Source organism: Streptomyces sp. NPDC037013 (assembly GCF_055607265.1).
The window spans coordinates 1-23,090 of record NZ_JBVJRV010000014.1 but is presented as its reverse complement, the minus strand read 5'-3'; the positions used below and the strand labels follow the sequence as shown (position 1 = coordinate 23,090).

The 23,090-nt window shown below is 71.9% G+C and carries 16 protein-coding genes and 1 pseudogene; 10 read left to right on the top strand and 7 right to left on the bottom strand.

The window, feature by feature from the left end:
• Positions 1 to 3 precede the first annotated feature (3 nt).
• Complete coding sequence (locus tag ACZ7DY_RS36445) at positions 4 to 594, bottom strand: TetR/AcrR family transcriptional regulator (RefSeq protein WP_471143537.1); 591 nt, start codon at positions 592 to 594, stop codon at positions 4 to 6.
• Between the two features lie 320 nt (positions 595 to 914).
• On the opposite strand from ACZ7DY_RS36445, the gene ACZ7DY_RS36440 reads away from it, so the two are divergent.
• Both ACZ7DY_RS36440 and ACZ7DY_RS36435 read left to right on the top strand, forming a co-directional pair.
• Complete coding sequence (locus ACZ7DY_RS36440) at positions 915 to 2,612, top strand: MFS transporter (protein WP_471143535.1); 1,698 nt, start codon at positions 915 to 917, stop codon at positions 2,610 to 2,612.
• A gap of 178 nt (positions 2,613 to 2,790) precedes the next feature.
• The gene (locus tag ACZ7DY_RS36435; RefSeq protein ID WP_471143533.1) at positions 2,791 to 3,408 is read left to right on the top strand and encodes a dihydrofolate reductase family protein; all 618 of its coding nucleotides are present in this window, start codon (positions 2,791 to 2,793) and stop codon (positions 3,406 to 3,408) included.
• On the opposite strand, the gene ACZ7DY_RS36430 is transcribed toward ACZ7DY_RS36435, so the two are convergent.
• A complete protein-coding gene (locus tag ACZ7DY_RS36430; RefSeq protein WP_471143531.1) occupies positions 3,366 to 4,184 on the bottom strand; it encodes an alpha/beta fold hydrolase in 819 nt (272 codons plus the stop codon). The genes ACZ7DY_RS36435 and ACZ7DY_RS36430 overlap by 43 nt on opposite strands.
• Before the next feature lie 182 nt (positions 4,185 to 4,366).
• On the opposite strand from ACZ7DY_RS36430, the gene ACZ7DY_RS36425 reads away from it, so the two are divergent.
• From ACZ7DY_RS36425 to ACZ7DY_RS36405, 5 genes are all read left to right on the top strand, one after another.
• Positions 4,367 to 5,350, top strand: coding sequence for a helix-turn-helix domain-containing protein (locus tag ACZ7DY_RS36425; protein ID WP_471143528.1), 984 nt, complete (start codon positions 4,367 to 4,369; stop codon positions 5,348 to 5,350).
• A gap of 71 nt (positions 5,351 to 5,421) precedes the next feature.
• Positions 5,422 to 6,048, top strand: coding sequence for a mycothiol-dependent nitroreductase Rv2466c family protein (locus ACZ7DY_RS36420; protein ID WP_471143526.1), 627 nt, complete (start codon positions 5,422 to 5,424; stop codon positions 6,046 to 6,048).
• A gap of 61 nt (positions 6,049 to 6,109) precedes the next feature.
• A complete protein-coding gene (locus tag ACZ7DY_RS36415; protein ID WP_471143523.1) occupies positions 6,110 to 6,502 on the top strand; it encodes a MerR family transcriptional regulator in 393 nt (130 codons plus the stop codon).
• Between the two features lie 13 nt (positions 6,503 to 6,515).
• Entirely contained in the window at positions 6,516 to 6,848 is a 333-nt protein-coding gene (gene trxA / locus ACZ7DY_RS36410; protein ID WP_471143521.1) for a thioredoxin, read from the top strand.
• Positions 6,849 to 7,010: 162 nt separating this feature from the next.
• Entirely contained in the window at positions 7,011 to 9,257 is a 2,247-nt protein-coding gene (locus ACZ7DY_RS36405; protein WP_471143520.1) for a HelD family protein, read from the top strand.
• 4 nt (positions 9,258 to 9,261) lie between these two features.
• On the opposite strand, the gene glgB is transcribed toward ACZ7DY_RS36405, so the two are convergent.
• The 5 genes from glgB to ACZ7DY_RS36380 all read right to left on the bottom strand — a co-directional run bounded on the left by glgB (position 9,262) and on the right by ACZ7DY_RS36380 (position 17,862).
• Positions 9,262 to 11,658, bottom strand: coding sequence for a 1,4-alpha-glucan branching enzyme (glgB, locus tag ACZ7DY_RS36400; protein ID WP_471143518.1), 2,397 nt, complete (start codon positions 11,656 to 11,658; stop codon positions 9,262 to 9,264).
• Positions 11,659 to 11,684: 26 nt separating this feature from the next.
• Positions 11,685 to 13,118, bottom strand: a complete 1,434-nt coding sequence (locus tag ACZ7DY_RS36395) for a maltokinase N-terminal cap-like domain-containing protein (RefSeq protein WP_471143515.1) — start codon at positions 13,116 to 13,118, stop codon at positions 11,685 to 11,687.
• A 140-nt stretch (positions 13,119 to 13,258) separates the two neighbouring features.
• Entirely contained in the window at positions 13,259 to 14,959 is a 1,701-nt protein-coding gene (gene treS / locus ACZ7DY_RS36390; protein WP_471143514.1) for a maltose alpha-D-glucosyltransferase, read from the bottom strand.
• A complete protein-coding gene (locus tag ACZ7DY_RS36385; RefSeq protein WP_471143512.1) occupies positions 14,956 to 16,992 on the bottom strand; it encodes an alpha-1,4-glucan--maltose-1-phosphate maltosyltransferase in 2,037 nt (678 codons plus the stop codon). The genes treS and ACZ7DY_RS36385 overlap by 4 nt, the downstream gene beginning before the upstream one ends.
• 441 nt (positions 16,993 to 17,433) lie before the next feature.
• On the bottom strand, positions 17,434 to 17,862 hold the full coding sequence (locus ACZ7DY_RS36380; RefSeq protein WP_471143509.1) for an RICIN domain-containing protein: 429 nt from the start codon (positions 17,860 to 17,862) through the stop codon (positions 17,434 to 17,436).
• A 308-nt stretch (positions 17,863 to 18,170) separates the two neighbouring features.
• Between ACZ7DY_RS36380 and ACZ7DY_RS36375 the strand changes: the two genes are divergently transcribed.
• The 3 genes and pseudogenes from ACZ7DY_RS36375 to glgP all read left to right on the top strand — a co-directional run bounded on the left by ACZ7DY_RS36375 (position 18,171) and on the right by glgP (position 22,766).
• Entirely contained in the window at positions 18,171 to 18,617 is a 447-nt protein-coding gene (locus tag ACZ7DY_RS36375) for a nuclear transport factor 2 family protein (RefSeq protein WP_471143508.1), read from the top strand.
• Positions 18,618 to 18,699: 82 nt separating this feature from the next.
• Positions 18,700 to 20,030, top strand: a pseudogene (locus ACZ7DY_RS36370) (carboxylesterase/lipase family protein).
• Between the two features lie 105 nt (positions 20,031 to 20,135).
• Complete coding sequence (gene glgP / locus ACZ7DY_RS36365; protein WP_471143505.1) at positions 20,136 to 22,766, top strand: alpha-glucan family phosphorylase; 2,631 nt, start codon at positions 20,136 to 20,138, stop codon at positions 22,764 to 22,766.
• Positions 22,767 to 23,090: the final 324 nt, after the last annotated feature.

Genomic DNA, 23,090 nt, shown 5'->3' with positions numbered 1-23,090 from the left:
AGGTCACTCGAGCCCGGCGACGATCTTCTGGGCCCGTTCCACCGGAACCCCCGCCGAGAGGAGGGCGGTCGACGCCGCGGCCGGGCCCGCTTCCTTCGGGTCGAGCAGGCCGTCGTTGACGGCCTCCATCAGGCCGAAGAGCTGCTGTTCGTGGACGTACGCGAGGGCGGCCGGCGGCAGGGGAGAGGTGAACGAGCCCTGGGCCAGGCCGAGTCGGAGTACGTTCACGCACTCCGCGCGGACCGGCGCGAGGCGCTGTCTGATGCCCTCCATTGCGACGCTGCGCTGGGCGAGGGCGACGAGCAGACGGTAGCCGTCGGCGATCTCCCAGACGGCGACCATCGAGTGGGCGAGCGACTCGGCGGGGTCGTCCGACCGCGCCCGCCCGGAGGCGTGGGCCGCGGCGACCGCTTCGACCGCGCCGTCGATGAGCGCGCCGATCAGTGCCTCGCGGCTGGGGAAGTGCCCGTACACCGTCCGGCGCACGACGCCCGCGGCGCGCGCGATCTGGTCCATGGACGCGTCCGGATCGCGCAGCAGCTCGGCGAGGGCCACCTCCAGGATGCGGCGGCGATTGGCGTCGGCTCGGCTCATGGGCTCCATTGTGCACGGGCCCGCGCGGGGGGTCCGGCGCTCGCACAAGGACGCCGGTCGCCTTCTCTTCGGCCGGCTTACCGCCTTCCCTCAGGCCGGCTCGCCGCCTCCCCTCCGACCGACTCACCGCCTTCCCCCCCGGCCGGCTCACCGCCTTCTCTCCGGTTCGGTTCGCGACGTGTTCTCTGCCCCGTTTTGCACGACAGTGTGCAATGGCGTAAGTTGCACAGTCGTGTGTAATTGCACAGTGCTGTGCAAGACCACCGGGCAAGCAGAACGTATCTGGAGCAGGGAAGGGTGAGGCTTCGGTGGCTCTACTCATGAAGCAACCGGTCGAGGAGATGAAGGGACCGTACGCGCGCCGCTGGTGGGCGCTGGGCGTGCTGTGCCTGAGTCTGCTGATCATCGTCATGGCCAACACGGCGCTGACCGTCGCCGCGCCCGACATGACCAAGGACCTCGGGCTCACCAGCTCCGACCTGCAGTGGGTCATCGACGGCTACACCGTCCCGTATGCCGCCCTGATGCTGCTGCTCGGCGCGATCGGCGACAAGTACAGCCGGCGCGGCGCCCTGGTGCTCGGCCTCGTCGTCTTCGGCGCGGGTTCCGTCGCCGGCTCGCTGGTGGACAGCTCGGGCGGGGTCATCGCCGCCCGCGCGGTGATGGGGCTCGGCGCGGCGATGATCATGCCGGCCACGCTCTCCCTGCTCGCCGCGACGTTCCCGCGGGCCGAGCGGGCCAAGGCGATCGTGCTGTGGACCGCCACCGCGGGTCTCGCCATCGCGGCGGGACCGCTGGTCGCAGGCGCGCTCCTGGAGGACCACGGCTGGGCGTCGACCTTCCTGATCAACGTGCCGGTGGCGGCGCTCGCCATCGTCGGCGCCTTCGTGCTCATCCCGCCGTCCAAGGCCGGACACCACGACCGGATCGACTACGTCGGCGGCCTGCTCTCCGTCATCTGGACTGGCGCGCTCGTCTACATGATCATCCAGGGCCCGCACTTCGGCTGGGACGCCAAGGCGATCTCGGCGGCCGTCGTCGCCGGCGTGGGCCTGCTCGCCTTCGTGGCCTGGGAGCTGCGCCACCCGCACCCGATCCTGAACGTCCGCCGCTTCCTCGACCGCCGCTTCGCCGGCTCGAACCTCGCGGTGGCGCTCTTCTTCCTCGCGGTCTTCGGCGCCTTCTACTACCTGACCCAGCACCTGCAGTTCGTCCTCGGCTACAACCCGCTGGAGACGGGCGTGCGCATGCTGCCGCTCGCCGGCGCGGTCTTCGTCGGCTCGGCGCTGACGGGCTTCCTGACCCCGCGCATCGGCATGAAGATCACGGTGTCCGCCGGCATGGTCGCGGGCACGGTGGCGCTGGCGCTGCTGACGCGGGTCGACTCCGGTTCCTCGTACGGGGACTTCGTCGCACCGCTGATCATCCTCGGGCTGGCGATCGGCCTCGCGCTGTCGCCCTGCACCGACGCCATCATGGGCGCGTTCCCCGAGTCCGAACTGGGTGTCGGCGGCGCCGTCAACGACACCTCCCTGGAGCTCGGCGGCTCGCTCGGCATCGCCATCCTCGGCTCGGTGCTCGCCAGTTCGTACTCGTCGAAACTGGCGGACGCGGCCGCGGCCTCCGGGACGAAGCTGCCGGCCGGCACGCTGGACACGGCGCAGGACTCGGTCGGCGCCGGCTACGCGGTGGCGCAGGGCATCGGCGAGAAGGCGCAGGCGGTGGCCGAGAAGGCGGCCCACGCGAGCTCGCAGCAGCAGGCCGCCCAGCTGAAGGGCCAGGCCGACCAACTCGCGCAGGGCGCGGGCAAGATGGCCGACGCGGTCGGCTCCGCATTCTCGGACGCGGTGGCCCACACGAGCCTGATCGGCGCGGCGATCCTCGGAGTCGGAACGGTTCTGGTGGCAGTACTGCTGCCGCGCAAGGGCCACGGCGACTCGGGCGCCTCGGACGCCTCGGAGCGGAACGCCGAGGGCCGGTCCGCGGAGTCGTCACGGGAGCCGCAGCTGCAGCGCTGAGGCGACGCCGCGCGCGTAACGCCATGGAAGCCGGGCCGTCCCCTTGGGGCGGCCCGGCTTTCGCGTACCCGCGGCCACCCGCAATTCGGCTTTCGCTCATCCATTGACACCACTCCAGGTGGAGTACTACGGTCTGACCACTTCAGTCGGAGTGCTAAGCCCCGTCCCAAGGAGCCCCATGCGAAAGCTCGTGTACTTCATCGCCGTCAGCCTCGACGGGTTCATCGCGGGCCCCGACGGCTCCGACCCGACCGGCCCCGACGGGTTCTGGCCGGTCGCCCAGGACTACGTCCAGCACCTGGTCGAGACGTATCCCGAGACCCTGCCGGCCCCGGCCAGGGAGGCTCTCGGCGTCACCGCCGAGGGGACCCACTTCGACACGGTCCTCGAGGGCCGCAGGACGTACATGATCGGCGTCGACGCCGGTTTCCCGAACTGCTACCCGCACCTCCGCCACCTCGTCTTCAGCCGCACCCTCACCGAGAGTCCCGACCCCGGCATCGAGCTGGTCGCCTCCGACCCGGTCGAGCGGGTACGGGAACTGAAGCGGGAGGAGGGCAAGGACATCTGGCTGTGCGGCGGCGGCGAACTCGCCGGAGTGCTGCGCGACGAGATCGACCGGATCGTCGTCAAACTGGGCCCGCTGACGCTCGGTTCGGGCACGCCGCTGTTCTCGCGGGAGACGGCCTTCGACCCGGTGCTGTACGAGCGCACGGACGCCGTACTCCTCGACAGCGGCACGGTGTTCCTGACCTACGACAAGTCGGCGGCGACGGACCCGGCCGCCAGTCGGTGACCCTCTCCCGCCGCCGACCGCAGCAGTACGTCGGTCAGTTCGCCGGGAGTGGAGAGCATCGGCCAGTGGCCCGTGGCCAGTTCGAAGAAGGCCGCGCGCGGGTCGGCCAGGTGCTGCACGAGGGGCATGCCGGAGGCGACCAGGGCCTCCAGCGAGGCGATGTCCGTCGTCCCGCCCTCCGTGCAGAAGATGCCCGTCGTCGGCAGCGCGGCGACCGCCTCCGAGATCCGGAGCTTCTGCGCGTACGGGCCGGCCGGCGCGGGCGAGGCGAGGCGCACGAGCCGTTCGAACGCCTCGTCGGGGACGCCCGCGAGGTTCCCGTGGGTCCGCCACTCCGCCGGGGTGGGCGCCGGGATCCGCCAGCCGTCCTCGGCCCGTTCCTGCTGGGCGAGCGTACGGTCGCGGGCGGGCCCCGCGGGCATCTGCTCCCGCACCTGGTCGATCATGGAGTAACCGTTCTGCGGCATGGGGGAGTCCAGGTACACGAGCCGGGAGATCCGGTCCGGGCGCCGGTCGGCGGCGCCCGCGGAGGGATAGATGCCGTAGCAGTAGCCGACGAGGACGACCTCGGACGCGTCGATGTGGTCGATGAGTTGGGTGAGGTCCTCGATGTGGGTGTCGAGGTCGATGTCCGGGCCCGCCAGGTGGCGCCGGTCGCCCAGCCCCGTGAGCGTGGCTGCGTACACCTCGGCCCCCGCCGAACGCAGCCCCGCCGCCACGTCCCGCCACAGCCACCCGCCCGTGTAACCACCCGACACCAGCACGAACGTCGTCATGAGTCCTCCACTCCTCCTGCTGCGCCGCGATCCGAACGGCCCGACCGAGGGACCGCCCGCGTTCGCCGGTACGGTAGGAACTCCCCTTGAGGGAGGTTCAAGTCGTGAGGCCGGAGGGAACGCCGCAGCCCGGGACGCCGGCCGCGGAAGCGCCGTCACCCGGCGGGATGGGGTCCGGTCGAATGGGTCCCGGTGGGACGTCGACGTCGACCGGCGAGGTCCCGGTCGCAGGAAAGTCGCACGACGACATGTGGAGCATCGGGCAGCTCGCCGAACGGGCGGGCGTCACGGTCAAGACCGTCCGCTTCTACTCCGACCGCGGCCTGCTGCCCGAGGCCACCCGCAGCGGTGGCGGCCACCGGCGTTACGGGCCCGAGGCGCTTGACCGGCTCCGCCTCATCCGCTCCCTCCGCTCCCTCGACCTGCCGGTCCCCGCCGTGAGCCGGGTCCTCGACGAGGACGACGAACTGGAGGACATCGTCGCGGACCAGCTGCGGGAGATCGGTACGCGCCTGGCCGCCCTGCGCTGGCGCGAGGCGGCCCTGCAACTCCTGACCGGCTGCACCGCCGCGGAACGCGCCGAGCGGCTCCGCCTGATCGGTGCCGTCTCCACCCCGCCCGGCACGGACGCGCTCGCCCGCTTCTGGCGGTGCTGGCTGCCCGCGCGGCTGTCGGCCAGGGTGGTCGCGGCCGTCGTCGACCAGGCGGTACCGGCCCCGCCCGACGCCCCCACCCCCGCGCAGGTACTCGCCTTCGCCCGGCTGCAGGACTTCGTCACCAGCCCCTGCTTCGTCTCGGGCCCGCGCGCGCGTGCCGACTACGTCCGCCCCGAAGTGCACGCCCCCGGCAGGGGCTACCGCCCCGCCGTGCTCTACGAGGGCCTCCCGGAAGCGTACGAACTGGCCGCGGCGCGACTCCGCGCCGACCACGATCCGCACCCCGGCGAAGCCCTCGACTGCTTCGTCGCCGTCCACGCCGCCTCACTCAACCAGCGCGACTCCGGCGACTTCCGCCGCCGCCTGCACCACATGCTCGCCGCCGAAGCGCGCATCGACCGCTACTGGCAGCTCACGGCCGAGGTCCTGAGCCCGCCGTCGGGGCCGCCGGTGCAGACACCGGGCGCTGCGGACAACTGGCTGCGGGCGGCGTTGGGGGTGGGTGTTTGAGCGGGGGAGTTCTCCGGTCCTCAGCCCAGTCACCTGAGTGCGTCAACTTTCCCAAGGCGTACGGTGGTTGCGTGACCACGAACTCCGAGCCCGGCCGGGGCCGCGTGGGTGTGGACTTCTGGTTCGACCCCGTGTGTCCGTACACGTGGATCACCTCGCGCTGGCTGCGGGAGGTGGAGCGGGTGCGGGACGTCGACGTGCGGTGGCGGGTGATGAGCCTGGCCGTCCTCAACGAAGGGCTCGCCGTCGACCCGGAGGATCCGGAGGGGCTGTACGGGGAGTACATGAAGGCGCCCGGCCGGATCTGCGCCGCGGTGCGTGAGCGGTACGGGAGCCAGGCGCTCGGCCGGTACTTCGACGCGCTCGGGGAGCAGATTCACGTGCGGCAGGACTGGGCCGGTACCGCGGCCGCCCTCGCCGGCGCGGGGCTGCCGGCGGAGCTCGAAGCGGTGGCGATGACGACGGAGTACGACGCCGCCGTGCGGGCCTCGCACGAGGCGGGCGTCGCGCTCGTGGGCGAGGACGTCGGGACGCCCGTCCTCTCCGTCGAGGGGGCCGGAGCCGTCTTCGGGCCCGTCGTCTCCCCGGCGCCCCGAGGTGAGGCCGCCGGGCGGCTGTGGGACGGGGTCGTCCTGATGGCCGGAGTGGAGAGCTTTCACGAGTTCAAGCGGGCCTACGGTCAGCCGGACTTCACCTGAGCCGACGAGGCCCCCGAAAAGCCCTGGCCTTGACGCCCACGTCAAGGATTACCGTCAGGGTATGCGAATCGGCGAGCTCGCGGCGCGCGCGGGGACGACCACGCGGACGTTGCGCTACTACGAGTCCCGCGGGCTGCTGCCCGCGCGGCGGACCGGCAACGGCTACCGCACGTACGACGAGGACGACGTGCGCCTCCTGGAGCAGATCAGGACCCTGCAGGACTTTGGGTTCGATCTGGAGGAGACCAGGCCCTTCGTGGAGTGTCTGCGCTCGGGGCATCCGGAGGGTGACTCGTGCCCCGCGTCGCTCGCCGTGTACCGCCGCAAGCTGACCGAACTCGACGCGCTGATCGGCGAGTTGAGCGCGGTGCGGGATCAGGTCGGGGCGCAGTTGGTGCGCGCCGAGGCGGCACTCGCGGGCGGCCCCGAGCCGCGGTGCGAACTCACGGGATGAGGAGAGTGGGCCAGTGAAGGCAGCAGGTGTGGCCGAGGTGACGGACGCGGATTTCGGCGAAGAGGTGTTGCGCGAGGCGGACCGGCCGGTGCTCGTGGAGTTCACGGCGGACTGGTGCGGGCCGTGCCGGCAGCTTGCGCCGGTGCTGAGCGAGCTGGCGCGCGAGGAGGCGGACCGGTTGAAGATCGTGCAGCTGGACGTGGACCGCAGCCCGGAGACGGCGATCGCGTACAAGGTGCTCTCGGCGCCGACGATGATCGTGTTCCGTGGCGGTGAGCCCGTGAAGCAGATGGTGGGCGCGCGGGCCAAGCGGAAGCTGCTCGCGGAGCTGGCCGACGTGCTGTAGCCCATCCCAACAAGAAAAATCCCCCTGACGAATTGACGTCCGGGGGATTTCTCTGCGTATATTGGATTCTTTCGCGAAGCTCTGCCTATTTGTGCACCCATTTGCACATGGCGGCTTCTCGGAAAGTTTCAATAAGAGCACTGTAACTGGCGAGGGGCTGAATTGTCAACCGAGGAATTGCGGGAAGAGCAGCAATTCGTCTCCGGGCTGTACGCACGCCTGGACGCGCTGCGCGAGGAGGCCGAGGCCGCCGTGCAGACGTCGTTGTCGCAGGTGGGCACGGGTCTCCAGGCGCGCCTTGAGCGGGATGTGCTGGTGGCGGAGCAGTCCGGGCTGCTCGCCGCCTTCGACGCGGGGGAGAACGGCCTCTGCTTCGGCCGGCTCGAATTCCGTGACGGCCGCGACCATCACATCGGGCGCATCGGGATCCGCGCGTCCGACACCGAGCGCACCCCGCTCGTGATCGATTGGCGTGCCGATGTCGCGCGCCCCTTCTACCTCGCGACGGGTCACACCCCGATGGGCCTGCGCAGACGGCGGCACATCACCACCAAGGGCCGCGAGGTCACCGGTCTGCACGACGAGATCCTTGACCTCGCGGACACGACCCGCACCGGCCACGAGGGCGCCGACGCCGACGAGGTGCTGCTCGCCGCGCTCGACTCGGCCCGCACCGGCCGCATGCACGACATCGTGCAGACCATCCAGGCCGAGCAGGACCGCATCATCCGCGCCCCGCACCGCGGCGTCCTCGTCGTCGAGGGCGGGCCTGGCACCGGCAAGACGGTCGTGGCGCTGCACCGCGCCGCGTTCCTGCTCTACGCCCACCGCGAGCTGCTCGCCAAGCGCGCGGTCCTGGTCGTCGGCCCGAACCCGGCCTTCCTCGGCTACATCGGCGAGGTGCTGCCCGCGCTCGGCGAGACCGGCGTGCTGCTCTCCACGGTCGGCGAGCTGTTCCCCGGCGTGACCGCCACCGGCACGGACAGCCCCGAGGCGGCCGAGGTGAAGGGGCGCGCGGAGATGGCGGAGGTGCTCGCGGCGGCCGTACGGGACCGGCAGCTGACGCCCGAGCCGGGCCGGCCGATGATCATCGAGCATGACGACGGGGAGCTGATCCTCGACTGGACCATCGCCGACCAGGCGCGCGAGGCCGCCCGCGCCGCCGACGTGCCGCACAACCTCGGCCGTCCGCACTTCGCGTTCCGGATCATCGACGCGCTCACCGAGCAGCTCGCCGAGCGCATCGGCCACGACCCGTACGGCGGGCCGAACTTCCTGGGCCCCGACGACATCGCCCAGCTCGGCAAGGCCATCGCGGCCAGTGCCGAAGTCCACGCGGCCATCGAGGAGTTGTGGCCGACGCTGACTCCGCAGCGGTTCGTCGCCGAGTACCTGGAGGAGCCGACCGGGCTGGACGAGCGGGACGCCGCGGCGATCCGCAGGCCGTTCGACGCGCCCTGGACCGCCGCCGACATCCCGCTGCTCGACGAGGCCGCCGAGCTGCTCGGCCACGACGACAGCGCCGAGCGGGCGGCGGCCGAGGCCGAGCGGGCCCGGCAGATCGCCTACGCGCAGGGCGTGCTCGACGTCTCGCGCGCCTCCCGTACGTACGAGTTCGAGGACAAGGACGAGGACGACGCCGAGGTCCTGCTCGCTCACAACATCATCGACGCGGAGCGGATGGCCGAGCGCCAGGAGGAGGCCGACCACCGCAGCGCCGCCGAGCGCGCGGCGGCCGACCGCACCTGGGCGTTCGGGCACATCATCGTCGACGAGGCGCAGGAGCTCTCCGCGATGGCCTGGCGGCTGCTGATGCGGCGCTGCCCCACCCGCTCCATGACGCTCGTCGGCGACCCGGCGCAGACCGCGGAGGCGGGCGGCTGCGGCACGTGGGAGAGCATCCTCACCCCGTACGTCGGGGACCGCTGGGAGTACACCCGCCTCGGGGTCAACTACCGCACGCCCGTGGAGATCATGGACGTCGCCGCCGAGGTGCCCCGCGTGGAGCACCCGGAGTTCCGGCCGCCGAGTTCCGTGCGGTCCACGGGCGTGCGGCCCTGGGCGCGGCGCACGGACGACCTCGGCGCCGCCGTGGCCGACGCGGTGGCCGCCGAGGCCCGGGACGAGGGCCGCCTCGCGGTGATCGCCCCGCGCGAGTTCCACGCGGAGCTCGCCGCACACCTGCCCGGGGTGACGGCCGGGCAGGCCCCGGACCTGACGCGGCCGGTCGTCCTGATCGACCCGCGTCAGGCGAAGGGCCTGGAGTTCGACACGGTCCTGGTCGTCGAGCCGGCGCGGTACGGGACGAGCGACCTGTACGTGGCGCTGACCCGTGCCACGCAGCGGCTCGGTCTCCTGTACGCGGCGGAACTGCCGCCCGCGCTGAAGGGGTTGGACGAGGTGGGGTGAGCCGTCAGGCCGGCCGCAGCCACACCGTCGCCAGGGGTGGCAGGGTCAGGCGCAGGGAGGCGGGGCGGCCGTGGGACGGCACCGGTTCCGGCTTGAGGGGGTCGGGGTTGGTGACGTCGCCACCGCCGTAGCGGGCCTCGTCCGTGTTGAGGACCTCCTGCCAGGCGGCGAACTCGTCCGGCACGCCGATGCGGTAGCCGTGCCGGACGACCGGTGAGAAGTGCGAGACGGCGAGCAGCGGGGTGCCTTCGGTGTCCTCGGCGGGGTGGCGCAGGAAGGCGAAGACGTTGTCCTCGGCGGCGTCGCCCTCGATCCAGGCGAACCCGGCGGGGTCCGTGTCGCGCTGCCAGAGGGCGCCCTCGCGCCGGTAGACGGTGTTCAGGTCGCGGACCAGGTCCCGCACGCCCCGATGGTCGGCCTCCGCGCCGTACGCCGGGTCGAGCAGCCACCAGTCCGGGCCGTGGCTCTCCGACCACTCGGCGCCCTGGGCGAACTCCTGGCCCATGAAGAGGAGTTGCTTGCCGGGGTGGGCCCACATGAAGCCGAGGTAGGCGCGGTGGGTGGCGCGCTGCTGCCACCAGTCGCCCGGCATCTTCGACACCAGCGAGCGCTTGCCGTGCACGACCTCGTCGTGCGAGATGGGCAGGACGTAGTTCTCGCTGTAGGCGTACACCATCGAGAACGTCATCTCGTTGTGGTGGTGTTTGCGGTGCACCGGCTCCTTCGCCACGTAGTCGAGGGAGTCGTGCATCCAGCCCATGTTCCACTTCAGGCCGAAGCCGAGGCCGCCGAAGCCGCCGGGGCCCTGGTGGTGCGTCGCCCGGGTCACGCCGTCCCAGGCCGTGGACTCCTCGGCGATGGTGACGACGCCGGGCACGCGGCGGTAGACGGTGGCGTTCATCTCCTGGAGGAAGGCGACGGCGTCGAGGTTCTCGCGCCCGCCGTGCGCGTTGGGCGTCCACTGGCCGTCCTCGCGCGAGTAGTCGAGGTAGAGCATCGAGGCGACGGCGTCGACGCGCAGCCCGTCGATGTGGAACTCCTCGCACCAGTAACAGGCGTTGGCGACGAGGAAGTTGCGTACTTCCTTGCGGCCGTAGTCGAATTCGAGGGTGCCCCAGTCCGGGTGCGCGGAGCGGGCCGGGTCCTCGTGCTCGTACAGGGGCCGCCCGTCGAACTCGGCGAGCGCCCAGTCGTCCCGCGGGAAGTGTGCGGGCACCCAGTCCATGAGGACGCCGATGCCTGCCTGGTGGAGGGCGTCGACGAGGTGTTTGAAGTCGTCGGGGGTGCCGAGGCGGGCCGTGGGGGCGTAGAAGCCGGTGACCTGGTAGCCCCAGGAACCGCCGAAGGGGTGCTCGGCGACCGGCATCAGCTCGACGTGGGTGAAGCCCAGGTCGGCGACGTAGGCGGGGAGTTGCTCGGCGAGCTGGCGGTAGGTGAGGCCGGGCCGCCAGGAGGCAAGGTGCACCTCGTACACCGAGAACGGCGCCTCGTGGGCGGGACGGTCCGCGCGGCGCGCCAGCCACTCCTGGTCGTGCCACTCGTGGTGGGACTCGTGCACGACGGAGGAGTTGGCGGGCGGTATCTCGGTGCGGCGCGCCAGCGGGTCGGCGCGCAGGGTCGTCGAGCCGTCCGGCCGGGTGATCTGGAACTTGTACAGCTCGCCCTCGCCGACGGACGGCACGAACAGCTCCCAGATGCCGGTCGCGCCGAGCGAGCGCATCGGGAAGCCCACGCCGTCCCAGAAGTTGAAGCCGCCGACGACCCGCACGCCCCGCGCGTTGGGCGCCCACACCGTGAACCGGGTGCCGGTCGCGCCCTGGTGGACCATCGGCCGGGCCCCGAGCGCCTCCCAGAGCCGCTCGTGCCGGCCCTCGCCGATCAGGTGCAGATCGAACTCGCCGAGCGAGGGCAGGAAGGAGTACGCGTCGTGGATCTCCAGCTCCGTCTCCTCGTACGTGACGCGCAGCCGGTAGTCGTCGGGCGCGGCCCGCAGCGGCAGCACCGCGGAGAAGAAGCCGTCGCCGTCGTCGCGCAGCTCGGCCCGGAGGTCCTCGGCGATGACGGTGACGGCCTTGGCGTACGGGCGCAGGGCGCGGAAGGCGATGCCGCCGTCGACGGGGTGGGCCCCCAGGACGCCGTGCGGATCGTGGTGCGTGCCGCTGAGCAGCCGGGCGCGGTCCTCCTCGGACACCGGGGATTCCGTCACGGGGGGCGCGGTGACCGGCGGTTCGGTGGCGGGTGGTTCGGTGCGCGTCTGTTCGGGGACGCGGGACTCCGTGGTCTTGGGCGCGGTCTTGGACGTGGACTTGGGTGCCGCCTTCTTCGCCGCCTTCGGTTTGGGTTTGGGGGCGGCCTTCGCCGGTGTCTTCGCCGCCGCCTTCTTCGGGCTCTTGGGGGTCACGGGAGAGGCCTCCTCGGGAGGAATGGTCAGTGGGCGTCGTCGGCGGGGCCGTCCTGGGCGAGGCGGCGGACCGCGGCCAGGGGGACCGGCAGCCAGTCGGGGCGGTGCCGGGCCTCGTAGAGGACTTCGTAGACCGCCTTGTCGGTCTCGTGCGCGCGCAGCAGTACGGGGTCGGTGCGCGGGTCGCGGCCCGAGACCTCCGCGTAGCCCGCGCAGTACGCGGCCCGGCAGGCGTCGGCCCAGTCGGGCTCCCAGGTGCCGTGGGAGGCCGCGTAGTCGAAGGAGCGCAGCATGCCCGCGACATCGCGGACGGCCGGCTGCGGCAGGCGGCGCTCGGCGAGCGGGCGGGCCGGCTCGCCCTCGAAGTCTATGAGCGACCACTCGCCGTCCGGGGAGCGCAGGCACTGGCCCAGGTGCAGGTCTCCGTGGATGCGCTGCGCCGTCCACGACTGGCCCTCGCAGCCCAGGTCGGCCAGTGCCTCGAAGGCGGTGAGCAGTCCGGGCGCGTAGGGGCGCAGCGCGGGCACCGCCTGCGCCGCCGCCTGGAGGCGGCCCGCCATGGCGTCGGCGATCAGCTCCACCTGGGCCCGGCCCAGGGTGACGGTCGGCAGCGCGGCCGCGAGCGCCGCGTGCACCTCGGCGGTGGCGCGGCCGAGGGCGCGGGCCTCGCCGGTGAAGCTCTCGTCCTTGTCCCGCATCCGCAGGGCGAGCTCCCAGCCGTCCTCCGCCCCGGCCAGATACGGCTGGAGCACCCCGAGCCCGCAGGCCTCCCCGGCGGCACCGGTGCCGTGGTCGAGGTCGGCGAGGAACCACGCGGCGGGCGCCGGCACCCGCTCGCACCCCTCGCGGGCGAGTTCCAGGGGGAGTTCGAGGTCGGGGTTGAGGCCGGGCACCACCCGGCGGAACAGCTTGAGGATGAACGTATCTCCGTAGACGAGCGAGGAGTTGGACTGCTCGGTGCCGAGCAGCCGCGGGGTGAGGCCGGAGGGGATCTCGACACTCATGTCGCGCTCGAAGCGGAGCACGCCGTGCCGGCCCGGGATCCGCAGCCGTTCGAGCAGCAGCTCGGTGACGTACGCGTCGTGCAGCGCCTCGTACACCGTGTGCCCGGTGAGCGGCCCCTCGGTGACGTGGCCGATCAGGGCGGGCGCGAGGTGCGGGGGCAGGGACCGGCGTACGCCGAGCAGCAACTGGTAGCAATCGGCGGCCCGTTGGCCGCCGTCGGGCGGGGTGCCCTGGCCGGGCACGGCCGGCTGGCGGACCCGCAGGAGCAGGTGCAGCAGGCCCGACTGCGAGGTGCGCGGCAGGAGTTCGGTCGCCGTCACCGCTTCCAGAGCGCTGATCGGGCGGCCCTTCCCGGCGAACCACCGCTGCCGCGGCAGCCACGCGCGCAGCAGCGGGTCGAGCGAGGCGAGCAGCGCGGTGGCGTGCGCACTGGGGCGGGTGGCGGCTTCCGACATGGCGTCGCGTCCTTTCCGCGTCGCGGACAAGGCAGGGTGCGGGCGTGCCGATGGTGCGTGAAGGGGGTGCCGGTCGTGCGTAGGAGTGCCCAGGGCGGGGCGGAGGAAACCGCCCCGCGAGGGTGTCGCGCCGCAGGAGCCTACGCCGGTTCCTTGCGGAGCCGGAACCAGTAGAAGCCGTGTCCTGCGAGGGTGAGGAGGTAGGGGAGTTCTCCGATGGCCGGAAAGCGTACGCCGCCGATGAGTTCGACGGGGTGGCGGCCGTTGAAGGCCTGGAGGTCGAGTTCGGTGGGCTGGGCGAAGCGGGAGAAGTTGTGGACGCACAGGACCAGGTCGTCCTTGTATTCGCGCAGGAAGGCGATGACGGCCGGGTTGGTGGAGGGCAGTTCGGTGTAGGAGCCGAGTCCGAAGGCGGGGTTCTGCTTGCGGATCTCGATCATGCGGCGGGTCCAGTGGAGCAGGCTGGAGGGTGAGGACATGGACGCCTCGACGTTGGTGACCTGGTAGCCGTAGACGGGGTCCATGATGGTGGGCAGGTACAGGCGGCCCGGGTCGCAGGAGGAGAAGCCGGCGTTGCGGTCGGGGGTCCACTGCATGGGGGTGCGCACCGCGTCGCGGTCGCCGAGCCAGATGTTGTCGCCCATGCCGATCTCGTCGCCGTAGTAGAGGATCGGTGAGCCGGGCAGGGACAGCAGCAGGGCGGTGAACAGTTCGATCTGGTTGCGGTCGTTGTCCAGCAGGGGGGCCAGGCGGCGGCGGATGCCGATGTTGGCGCGCATGCGGGGGTCTTTGGCGTACTCCGCGTACATGTAGTCGCGTTCTTCGTCGGTGACCATTTCCAGGGTCAGCTCGTCGTGGTTGCGCAGGAAGATGCCCCACTGGCAGCCGGAGGGGATGGCGGGGGTCTTGGCGAGGATCTCGGAGACGGGGTAGCGCGATTCGCGGCGCACGGCCATGAAGATGCGGGGCATGACGGGGAAGTGGAAGGCCATGTGGCATTCGTCGCCGCCGCCCTGGAAGGCGCCGAAGTAGTCGACCACGTCTTCGGGCCACTGGTTGGCCTCGGCGAGCAGGACGGTGTCGGGGTAGTGCGCGTCGATCTCGGCGCGGACGCGTTTGAGGAGGTGGTGGGTGCGCGGCAGGTTCTCGCAGTTGGTGCCTTCCTCGGCGTAGAGGTAGGGCACCGCGTCCAGGCGGAAGCCGTCGATGCCCAGGTCCAGCCAGAAGCGCAGGGCGGAGATGATTTCTTCCTGGACGGCGGGGTTCTCAAAGTTCAGGTCGGGCTGGTGGGAGAAGAAGCGGTGCCAGTAGTACTGCTTGCGTACCGGGTCGAAGGTCCAGTTGGAGGCTTCGGTGTCGACGAAGATGATGCGGGCGTCGCTGTAGGCCTTGTCGTCATCGGCCCACACGTAGTAGTCGCCATACGGGCCGGTGGGGTCGGTGCGTGAGGCCTGGAACCACGGGTGCTGGTCGCTGGTGTGGTTCATGACGAAGTCGATGATGACGCGCATGCCGCGCTGGTGGGCGGAGTCGACGAACTCCACGAAGTCCGCCAGGTCGCCGAACTCCGGGAGTACGGCGGTGTAGTCGGAGACGTCGTAACCGCCGTCGCGCAGCGGGGACTTGAAGAACGGCGGCAGCCACAGGCAGTCCACCCCCAGCCACTGCAGGTAGTCCAGCTTGGCGGTGATGCCCTTCAGATCCCCGATGCCATCGCCGTTGCTGTCCTGAAAGGAACGGACCAGCACCTCATAGAAGACGGCACGCTTGAACCAGTCGGGGTCACGGTCCTTGGTGGGCGTGTCCTCGAAGGTGTCCTGGACGGGCTCATTGACGATCATGGTGTGGGTGACCCTCCGATCAACGGTGAGGACGGTCGCAGGACCCGGAAGACGTGCGCGGGCGCGACGCCCGGTTCCAGGCGCACATAGTTGGTCCTGCCCCAGTGGTAGGTGTCGCCGGTGAGCTCGTCGCGCACCGGTACGGTCTCGTGCCAGTCGAGGCCGAGTCGCGGCATGTCCAACGAGACCGTCGCCTCCTGGGTGTGGTGAGGGTCGAGGTTCGCGACCACCAGAACCGTGTTCGAGTCGTGCGCGGTGGCGGCGGACTTCGAGTAGGCGATCACCGCTTCCTTGTCGGTGGGGTGGAAGTGCAGGTCGCGCAGTTGCTGCAGGGCGGGGTTGGCGCGCCGGATGCCGTTCAGCGCCGTGATGAGCGGCGCGATGGTGGCACCGCTGCGTGCGGCCGACTCCCAGGCACGCGGGCGCAGTTGGTACTTCTCCGAGTCCAGGTACTCCTCGCTGCCCGGCCGCACCGCGGCGTTCTCGCACAGCTCGAACCCGCTGTAGACGCCCCAGGTGGGCGAGAGCGTGGCGGCGAGCACGGCACGCACCTCGAAGGCGGCCCGGCCGCCCTCCTGGAGGTAGGCGTGCAGGATGTCGGGGGTGTTCACGAAGAAGTTGGGCCGCAGGAAGTGCGCGGTCTCACGGGACAACTCGGTGAGGTAGTCGGTGAGTTCCTCCTTGGAGTTGCGCCAGGTGAAGTACGTGTACGACTGCTGGAAGCCGATGGCGGCGAGGGTCCGCATCATGGCGGGGCGGGTGAACGCCTCGGCGAGGAAGATGACGTCCGGGTCACTCGCGTTGATGTCCGCGATGACCCGCTCCCAGAACACCACCGGCTTGGTGTGCGGATTGTCCACGCGGAAGACGCGGACGCCGTGCGCCATCCAGAAGCGCAGCAGCCGCACGGTCTCCGCGATCAGCCCCGGCATGTCCTGCTCGAAGGAGATCGGGTAGATGTCCTGGTACTTCTTCGGCGGGTTCTCCGCGTACGCGATGGAGCCGTCCGCCCGGCGGCGGAACCACTCGGGGTGCTTCTCCACCCAGGGGTGGTCCGGCGAGCACTGCAGCGCGAAGTCCAGGGCCACTTCCAGGCCGAGCCGCCCGGCCTCCCGCACGAACGCGTCGAAGTCCTCCAGCGTGCCCAGGTCCGGGTGGACGGCATCGTGCCCGCCCTCCGGCGAACCGATCGCCCACGGCACACCGACGTCGTGGCGGCCCACGGACAGGGAGTTGTTCGGGCCCTTGCGGAAGGTGGTGCCGATCGGGTGGATCGGCGGGAGATAGACGACGTCGAAGCCCATCTCCGCGATGGCCGGCAGCCGCTCGGCCGCCGTGCGGAAAGTCCCCGACACCGGCGGGGCGCCCTCGCGGACGACCGCGCCCTCCGAGCGCGGGAAGAACTCGTACCAGGAGCCGAACAGGGCCCTGTGCCGCTCCACGACCAGCGGCAACTCCTCGGAGCGGGTGACGAATTCGCGCAGCGGATGGCGGGCGAGCGTCGCCTCGACCTCGGGGGTGAGGGCGGCGGCGAGACGGGCCGCGGGGGAGCGGTCCGTGTCGCGCAGCGCTTCGGCCGCGCCGAGCACGGCCGCCCGCTCGGCGCGGGGGACGCCGGCCGCGGCGCGCTCGTGGAGGCGGGCGCCCTCCTCCAGGACCAGGTCGGTGTCGAGGCCCGCCGGTATCTTGATCCGCGCGTGGTGGCGCCAGGTCGCGACGGGGTCGCCCCACGCCTCCACGGCGTACGTCCAGTTCCCCTCGGCGTCCGGCGTGACGTCGGCGCCCCACCGGTCGGTGCCCGGCGCGAGTTCCCGCATCGGCGTCCAGGGTCCCGGTCTGCCCGCGGGGTCGCGCAGGACGACGTTGGCGGCGACCGCCTCGTGGCCCTCACGGAAGACGGTGGCGGTGACCTGGAACGTTTCTCCCGGCACCGCCTTCGCCGGTTTTCGTCCGTGGTGCACGGCCGGGCCGACATCCAGGACGGGGATGGTGGGCTGTGCGGGTGAGCCTGGCGGGGTTGAGCCAAAAGCCATGTCTGACCGCTCCTGTCCGCGTGCACGGATACGTGGGTGGGCAGGGGTTCCGTGGTGCGTGCCGGCGCTGCGCCGACGTGCGTACCGCAGGAGCCTTCCCACACCCTTCGGGTGGGCAATCCGGCGCTTTGTTAACTACTAGTGCGTAAGGGCGCATGCAAGACCGGCCCCGCCATGAATGGCGGGACCGGTCCAATTCGCATATGCCTTATGGGGTGTTGACCTGTCGGCATATGCCCCCGTCCTCCTTCACCACCGGAATTCCGCGCCGCGGCGGTGCGGTACGCGCCGTGCGCGCCGGCCGGCGCCGATTTCCGTACGCGCACGGCCCCCGCCCAGACTGGCCGGAAATCCGCCCTCAACCGGTGCAGGTCGTGGTGATCCGTGACGCGCTGCGGCCCACCGCGGGAGGCGGTGGGCCGCGTCGGAGTGCCGGTGGGGTCAGATCGACTCGAAGCGCCACATCTGGCTGTTCTCGCCCCGCCACGGCTCAAGGGTGAGCTGGGTGCCCTCCTTCTCCGACCTGAGGGTCGCCACGCCGTCCATGTACGGGAAGTGGATGCGGACCTTGCCCTCGCCGACCGGCTCGATCGACCACCGCTCCATGAACGGCTGGTTGGCGATGAGGGGCGGGAAGATCTTGAGGTCGCTGAGGGCGAAGAAGGCCTCGTGGGAGGTGATCTTGCTCTTGATGACGTACAGGTTGCCGCTGGTGTGCACGACGTCCCACTGCTGGTTCTCGCCCTTGTGATAGCTCCAGCCGATGACGGGCACATTGGGTTCGGCGGTGCCGCCGCTCAGGTCGACGACCCGGTCCTCGTACGCCGCGTTCCTGATCACGTACACGCCGTTGGAGATGATCTCGGCCATGCATCCTCCTTGGGTGCGGCACTCGCCGGCGGGGGTGGTGCGCGTCGCCCGGCGGTGCCTCCTGATCGGACGCCCTCAACCTAGGAGGCCCCCGACCGTCCCGAAAGCGGTGGTTCAGGTCGTGACCTGGTGGTTTGGTGTGGCTGAAGTGCATCGTCCCGCATGTCACGCTTCACCCGGATCGCACTGAACTACCGCACACGGGCCGCCCGCCGCCCCGGCCCCGGGGCAGGACCGGCGGATCACCGGCAGAAGTGGAGGTCCGATATCCGCCGGTGCCCCGTCCCGCGCGGCGATCGGATGGGGACATGACCACGCAGAGAGATGCCCTGCCCATGACCGACTCCACATGGGTGCTGACCGGCATGTACGCGGCCGAGGCCCGGTATCTGGCGGCGGGCGGACCGGGCCGCGCCTCGTTCGACCTGCTCGTGCCGTACTTCTCGCCCGACGTCGTCCTCCACCAGGCGGCGGGCCTGCCGTACGGCGGGACATGGCGCGGCCACGACGGCATGGCACGGTTCTTCCTCGCGATGAGCGGGACCTGGCAGGCCTTCGACATCACCCGCCAGGAGTTCCTCGCCACCGGGCCCACGGCGGTGGTCCACAGCGACATCCGGGCCCGCGCCCGCGCCACCGGCCGCGAACTCGCCTTCCCGATCCTGCAGAGCCTCACGGTCCGGGACGGCCGGATCACCGAGGTCCGGCCCTTCTACTGGGACACCGCGGCCATCGCCGGGGCATGCCGGGCCTGACGGGGAAAGAGCCGCGATCCCGCGCCGCCGACGGGAGTTGACGCGGTTGCGCCGGGCGCCGAATCCGGTGTCGAGTGGCACCATGAGCGAGCCCCCGAGCCCGGCCGTCACCACCACCCACGGTCCCGTACGCGGCGAGCCCACCGCCCACGGTGTGCGGTTCCTCGGCATCCCGTACGCCGCGCCACCCGTCGGCGACCTCCGCTTCGCCCCGCCCCGCCCGCCCGCGCCCTGGACCGAACCGCGGGACGCCACCGCGTACGGGCCGACCCCACAGCGCCGCGGCTTCGGCGAGGACGCCACCATCCCCGAGCCCTCCGTCCCCGGCGAGGACACCCTCAACCTGAACGTCTTCACCCCGCACGCCGACCCGGCGGCGGCCTCCCCGTCCTGGTCTGGATCCACGGCGGCGGCTACATCGCCGGCTCCCCGGCCAGCCCCTGGTACGACGGGGCCGCCTTCAACCGCGACGGCGTCGTGGTCGTCTCGTTCGGCTACCGGCTCGGCATCGAGGGATTCCTGCACCTGGCGGACGCGCCGGACAACCGCGGGGTGCGCGACTGGATCGCCGCCCTGGAGTGGGTGCGCGACAACATCGCGGCGTTCGGCGGCGACCCGGCCGCGGTCACCGTCGCCGGCCAGTCCGCGGGCGGCGGCGCCGTCCTGACCCTGCTCGCCACCCCAGCGGCCGACGGGTTGTTCCGCGCCGCCCTGGCCATGTCCCCCGCGATGATGGAACCCCAGGAACGCGCGACGGGCCACGCCCTGTCCGAGCTGTTCACCCGGCGCACCGGCGTGCCCGCCACCGCGGCGGCGCTGCGCGACGTGCCGGACACCGAGCTCCTCGCGCTCCAGGACGCCATGAGCGCACCCGGGCCCGACCGGGACGCGCTGCCGGGCCTGCTCCTCGCCCCCTTCGCCGACGGCGAGTTGCTGCCCCGCTCCGCGCTCACCGAACTCGTCGAGGGGGAGCGGGGCGCACACGTGCCGCTGCTCCTCGGTCACACCCGGCACGAGTTCGACGCCTTCGGCGGCCGGGAGCTGACCGACCTCGTCTTCCGCCGGCCGACCCGCGCCGTGGCCGGGGCGCGCGCCGCCCGGGGGCGACCCGTTTGGCTGTACGAGTTCGCCTGGCCCTCGCCCGTCCCCGGCGACACCCAGGGCCTCGCCTTCCACTGCCTGGACCTGCCCTTCGCCTTCGACCTGCTGGACGCCGAGGGCGTGGCCGCCGCCGCGGGGGACGCGCCGCCGCAGCGGCTGGCCGACGCGATGCACGCGGCCTGGGTCGCCTTCGTCCGCGACCGCGATCCCGGGCCCGCATGGCCGCGCCACACCGCCGGGCGGCCCGCCGTGCGCGTCTGGGACGGCGACCCGCACCTGATCGAGGACGGCCCGGCGGACCGGTCCGACTGATGTGCTCCCCGTGCGCCGTGGTTGAGGAGGGCCGCACCCGGCTACCGTCGATGCGAGCCGTCGACACGCTCGCGCGCACGTACACGCCGTACGAAGGTGGAGACCGTGAAGGCAATCCGTCGATTCACCGTACGACCCGCCCTCCCCGGGCCCCTCGCCCAGCTCGCCGAGCTGGCCCGCAACCTGCGCTGGTCCTGGCACCCGCGCACCCGTGACCTCTTCCGCTCCGTCGACCCACGGCTGTGGGAGGCGTCCGGCTGCGACCCCGTGCGGCTGCTCGGCGGTGTGCCGGCCGCGCGGCTCGCCGAGCTCGCCGGGGACACCGGCTTCCTGCGGCGCCTCGAAGAGACCTCCGACGACCTGCGCGAGTACGTCACCGGGGAGCGCTGGTACCAGGCGCAGGCCCACGGCGAGGGCAACTTCCCGCGCGCCGTCGCCTACTTCTCGCCCGAGTTCGGCATCACCGCGGCCCTGCCGCAGTACTCCGGCGGCCTCGGCATCCTCGCCGGCGACCACCTGAAGGCCGCCAGCGACCTCGGCGTCCCCCTCATCGGCGTCGGCCTGCTCTACCGGCACGGCTACTTCCGCCAGTCCCTCTCCCGGGACGCCTGGCAGCAGGAGCACTACCCCGTCCTCGACCCCAACGAGCTGCCCCTCGCCCTGCTCCGCGAGCCCGACGGGACGCCCACCACCGTCGCCCTCGCCCTGCCCGGCGGACGCTCCCTGCGGGCGCACGTCTGGCAGGCACAGGTCGGCCGCGTACCGCTGCTCCTGCTCGACTCCGACGTCGAGGAGAACGACCCCGGCGAGCGCGACGTGACCGACCGGCTCTACGGCGGCGGCAGCGAGCACCGGCTGCTCCAGGAGATGCTCCTCGGCATCGGCGGCGTCCGCGCCGTCCGCGCGTACTGCCGCCTGACCGGCCACCCCGAACCCGAGGTGTTCCACACCAACGAGGGCCACGCGGGCTTCCTCGGCCTCGAACGCATCCACGAACTGGCCCTGCGCGACGTCGGCTTCGACGCGGCGCTCGAAGCCGTCCGCGCCGGCACCGTTTTCACCACCCACACCCCCGTCCCCGCCGGCATCGACCGCTTCGACCGCGAACTGGTCGCCCACCACTTCGGCCCCGGCGCCGAACTGCCCCGCATCGACGCGGGCGACGTCCTGCGGCTCGGCATGGAGACCTACCCCGGCGGCGAGCCCAACCTCTTCAACATGGCGGTGATGGGGCTGCGCCTCGGCAGCCGCGCCAACGGCGTGAGCACCCTGCACGGCGCGGTGAGCCGGGAGATGTTCGCCGGCCTGTGGCCCGGCTTCGACGCCGAGGAGGTGCCGATCGCCTCCGTCACCAACGGCGTGCACGCCCCCACCTGGGTGGCGCCCGAGGTCTTCCGGCTCGGCGCCCGCCAGATCGGCGAGCGGCGCACCGAGGACGCGCTCTCCGTCGGCGGCTCCGACCGCTGGGACGCCGTCGCCGACATCAGGGACGCCGACATCTGGGAGCTGCGCCGCACCCTGCGCGAGCAGCTGGTCCACGAGGTCAGGCGGCGCCTGCACGATTCCTGGCGGCAGCGCGGGGCCGCCACCGCCGAGCTGGGCTGGATCGACGAGGTGCTCGACCCGGACGTCCTCACCATCGGCTTCGCCCGCCGCGTCCCCTCGTACAAGCGGCTCACGCTGATGCTGCGCGACCGCGACCGGCTCATGGAGCTGCTGCGCCACCCCGAGCGGCCGGTGCAGATCGTCGTCGCGGGCAAGGCGCACCCGGCCGACGACGGCGGCAAGCGGCTCATCCAGGAACTCGTCAGGTTCACCGACGACCCGCGGGTCCGGCGGCACATCGTCTTCCTGCCGGACTACGGCATGGCGATGGCGCAGAAGCTCTACCCGGGCTGCGACGTGTGGCTGAACAATCCGCTGCGGCCCCTGGAGGCGTGCGGCACGAGCGGCATGAAGGCGGCCCTGAACGGCTGCCTCAACCTCTCCGTCCTGGACGGCTGGTGGGACGAATGGTTCGAGCCGGACTTCGGCTGGGCCATCCCCACCGCGGACGGCGCCGCCACCGACGACGACCGCCGCGACGAACTGGAGGCCGCCGCCCTCTACGACCTCCTGGAGCACCGCATCGCGCCCCGCTTCTACGAGCAGGGCCCCGGCGGTCTGCCCGACCGCTGGATCGAGATGGTCCGCAGGACCCTGACCCGGCTCGGCCCGAAGGTCCTCGCCGGCCGCATGGTGCGCGAGTACGTCGAGAAGCTGTACGTCCCCGCGGCCCGCGCCCACCGCGCGCTCGACACGCGGGCCGCCGTCGAACTGGCCGCCTGGAAGGCCCGGGTCAGGGAGGCCTGGCCGCGCGTCGGCGTCGACCACGTCGAGGCGTCGGCGAGCGGCGCCACCGCCGAACTGGGCGCCACGCTCTCCCTGCGGGTGCGGGTGCACCTCGGTGAGCTGACCCCGGACGACGTGGAGGTGCAGGCCGTCGCGGGCCGCGTCGACCCCGAGGACCACCTCGCCGACCCCTCGCCGGTGCCGCTGAAACCGGTCAGCGGGCCCGACGTGGAAGGGCGCCGGGTGTACGAGGGGCCGCTCACCCTGGACCGCACGGGGCCGTTCGGCTATACGGTGCGGATCCTGCCGGCGCACCGGCTGCTGGGCGGCGGTGCCGCCGAGCTGGGCCTCGTGGCGGTGCCCTCCGAGGCGACGGGGGAGGAGGCCGGGGTTCTGCTGCGCTGAGGGGGCACGGCGGTGGAGGCCGCCCCCGCGGGCGGCCCGCCGTCTGAGGGGTGAACTTCACATGGTGAAACCATGGGGCGCGTGGGTATCGTCTGGTCCCCCGAGAGACCCGCGCCCCACCAGGAGAAACACGTGAGCGGCGGGCGCGCGGGGACCGCTGAACGCGGAGCGCGCCCGGCACGCCCGGAGCGCGCGACTTTTACTAGCACGGGGGAATGAGCAGTGTCGTACCGTCCGTCGGACTGGCATGTCCTGGATCTGGAGAAGGATCCGACGCCGGGTGATCCGCACCGGGTGCGGTCGTTGGCGAAGAATCTGCATGAT

Coding starts and splice junctions, on each gene's coding strand:
- ACZ7DY_RS36445 (WP_471143537.1), bottom strand. CDS start 594: ATGAGCCGAGCCGACGCCAATCGCCGCCGCATCCTGGAGGTGGCCCTC.
- ACZ7DY_RS36440 (WP_471143535.1), top strand. CDS start 915: ATGAAGCAACCGGTCGAGGAGATGAAGGGACCGTACGCGCGCCGCTGG.
- ACZ7DY_RS36435 (WP_471143533.1), top strand. CDS start 2,791: ATGCGAAAGCTCGTGTACTTCATCGCCGTCAGCCTCGACGGGTTCATC.
- ACZ7DY_RS36430 (WP_471143531.1), bottom strand. CDS start 4,184: ATGACGACGTTCGTGCTGGTGTCGGGTGGTTACACGGGCGGGTGGCTG.
- ACZ7DY_RS36425 (WP_471143528.1), top strand. CDS start 4,367: ATGGGTCCCGGTGGGACGTCGACGTCGACCGGCGAGGTCCCGGTCGCA.
- ACZ7DY_RS36415 (WP_471143523.1), top strand. CDS start 6,110: ATGCGAATCGGCGAGCTCGCGGCGCGCGCGGGGACGACCACGCGGACG.
- ACZ7DY_RS36395 (WP_471143515.1), bottom strand. CDS start 13,118: ATGTCGGAAGCCGCCACCCGCCCCAGTGCGCACGCCACCGCGCTGCTC.
- treS (WP_471143514.1), bottom strand. CDS start 14,959: ATGATCGTCAATGAGCCCGTCCAGGACACCTTCGAGGACACGCCCACC.
- ACZ7DY_RS36385 (WP_471143512.1), bottom strand. CDS start 16,992: ATGGCTTTTGGCTCAACCCCGCCAGGCTCACCCGCACAGCCCACCATC.
- ACZ7DY_RS36380 (WP_471143509.1), bottom strand. CDS start 17,862: ATGGCCGAGATCATCTCCAACGGCGTGTACGTGATCAGGAACGCGGCG.
- ACZ7DY_RS36375 (WP_471143508.1), top strand. CDS start 18,171: ATGACCACGCAGAGAGATGCCCTGCCCATGACCGACTCCACATGGGTG.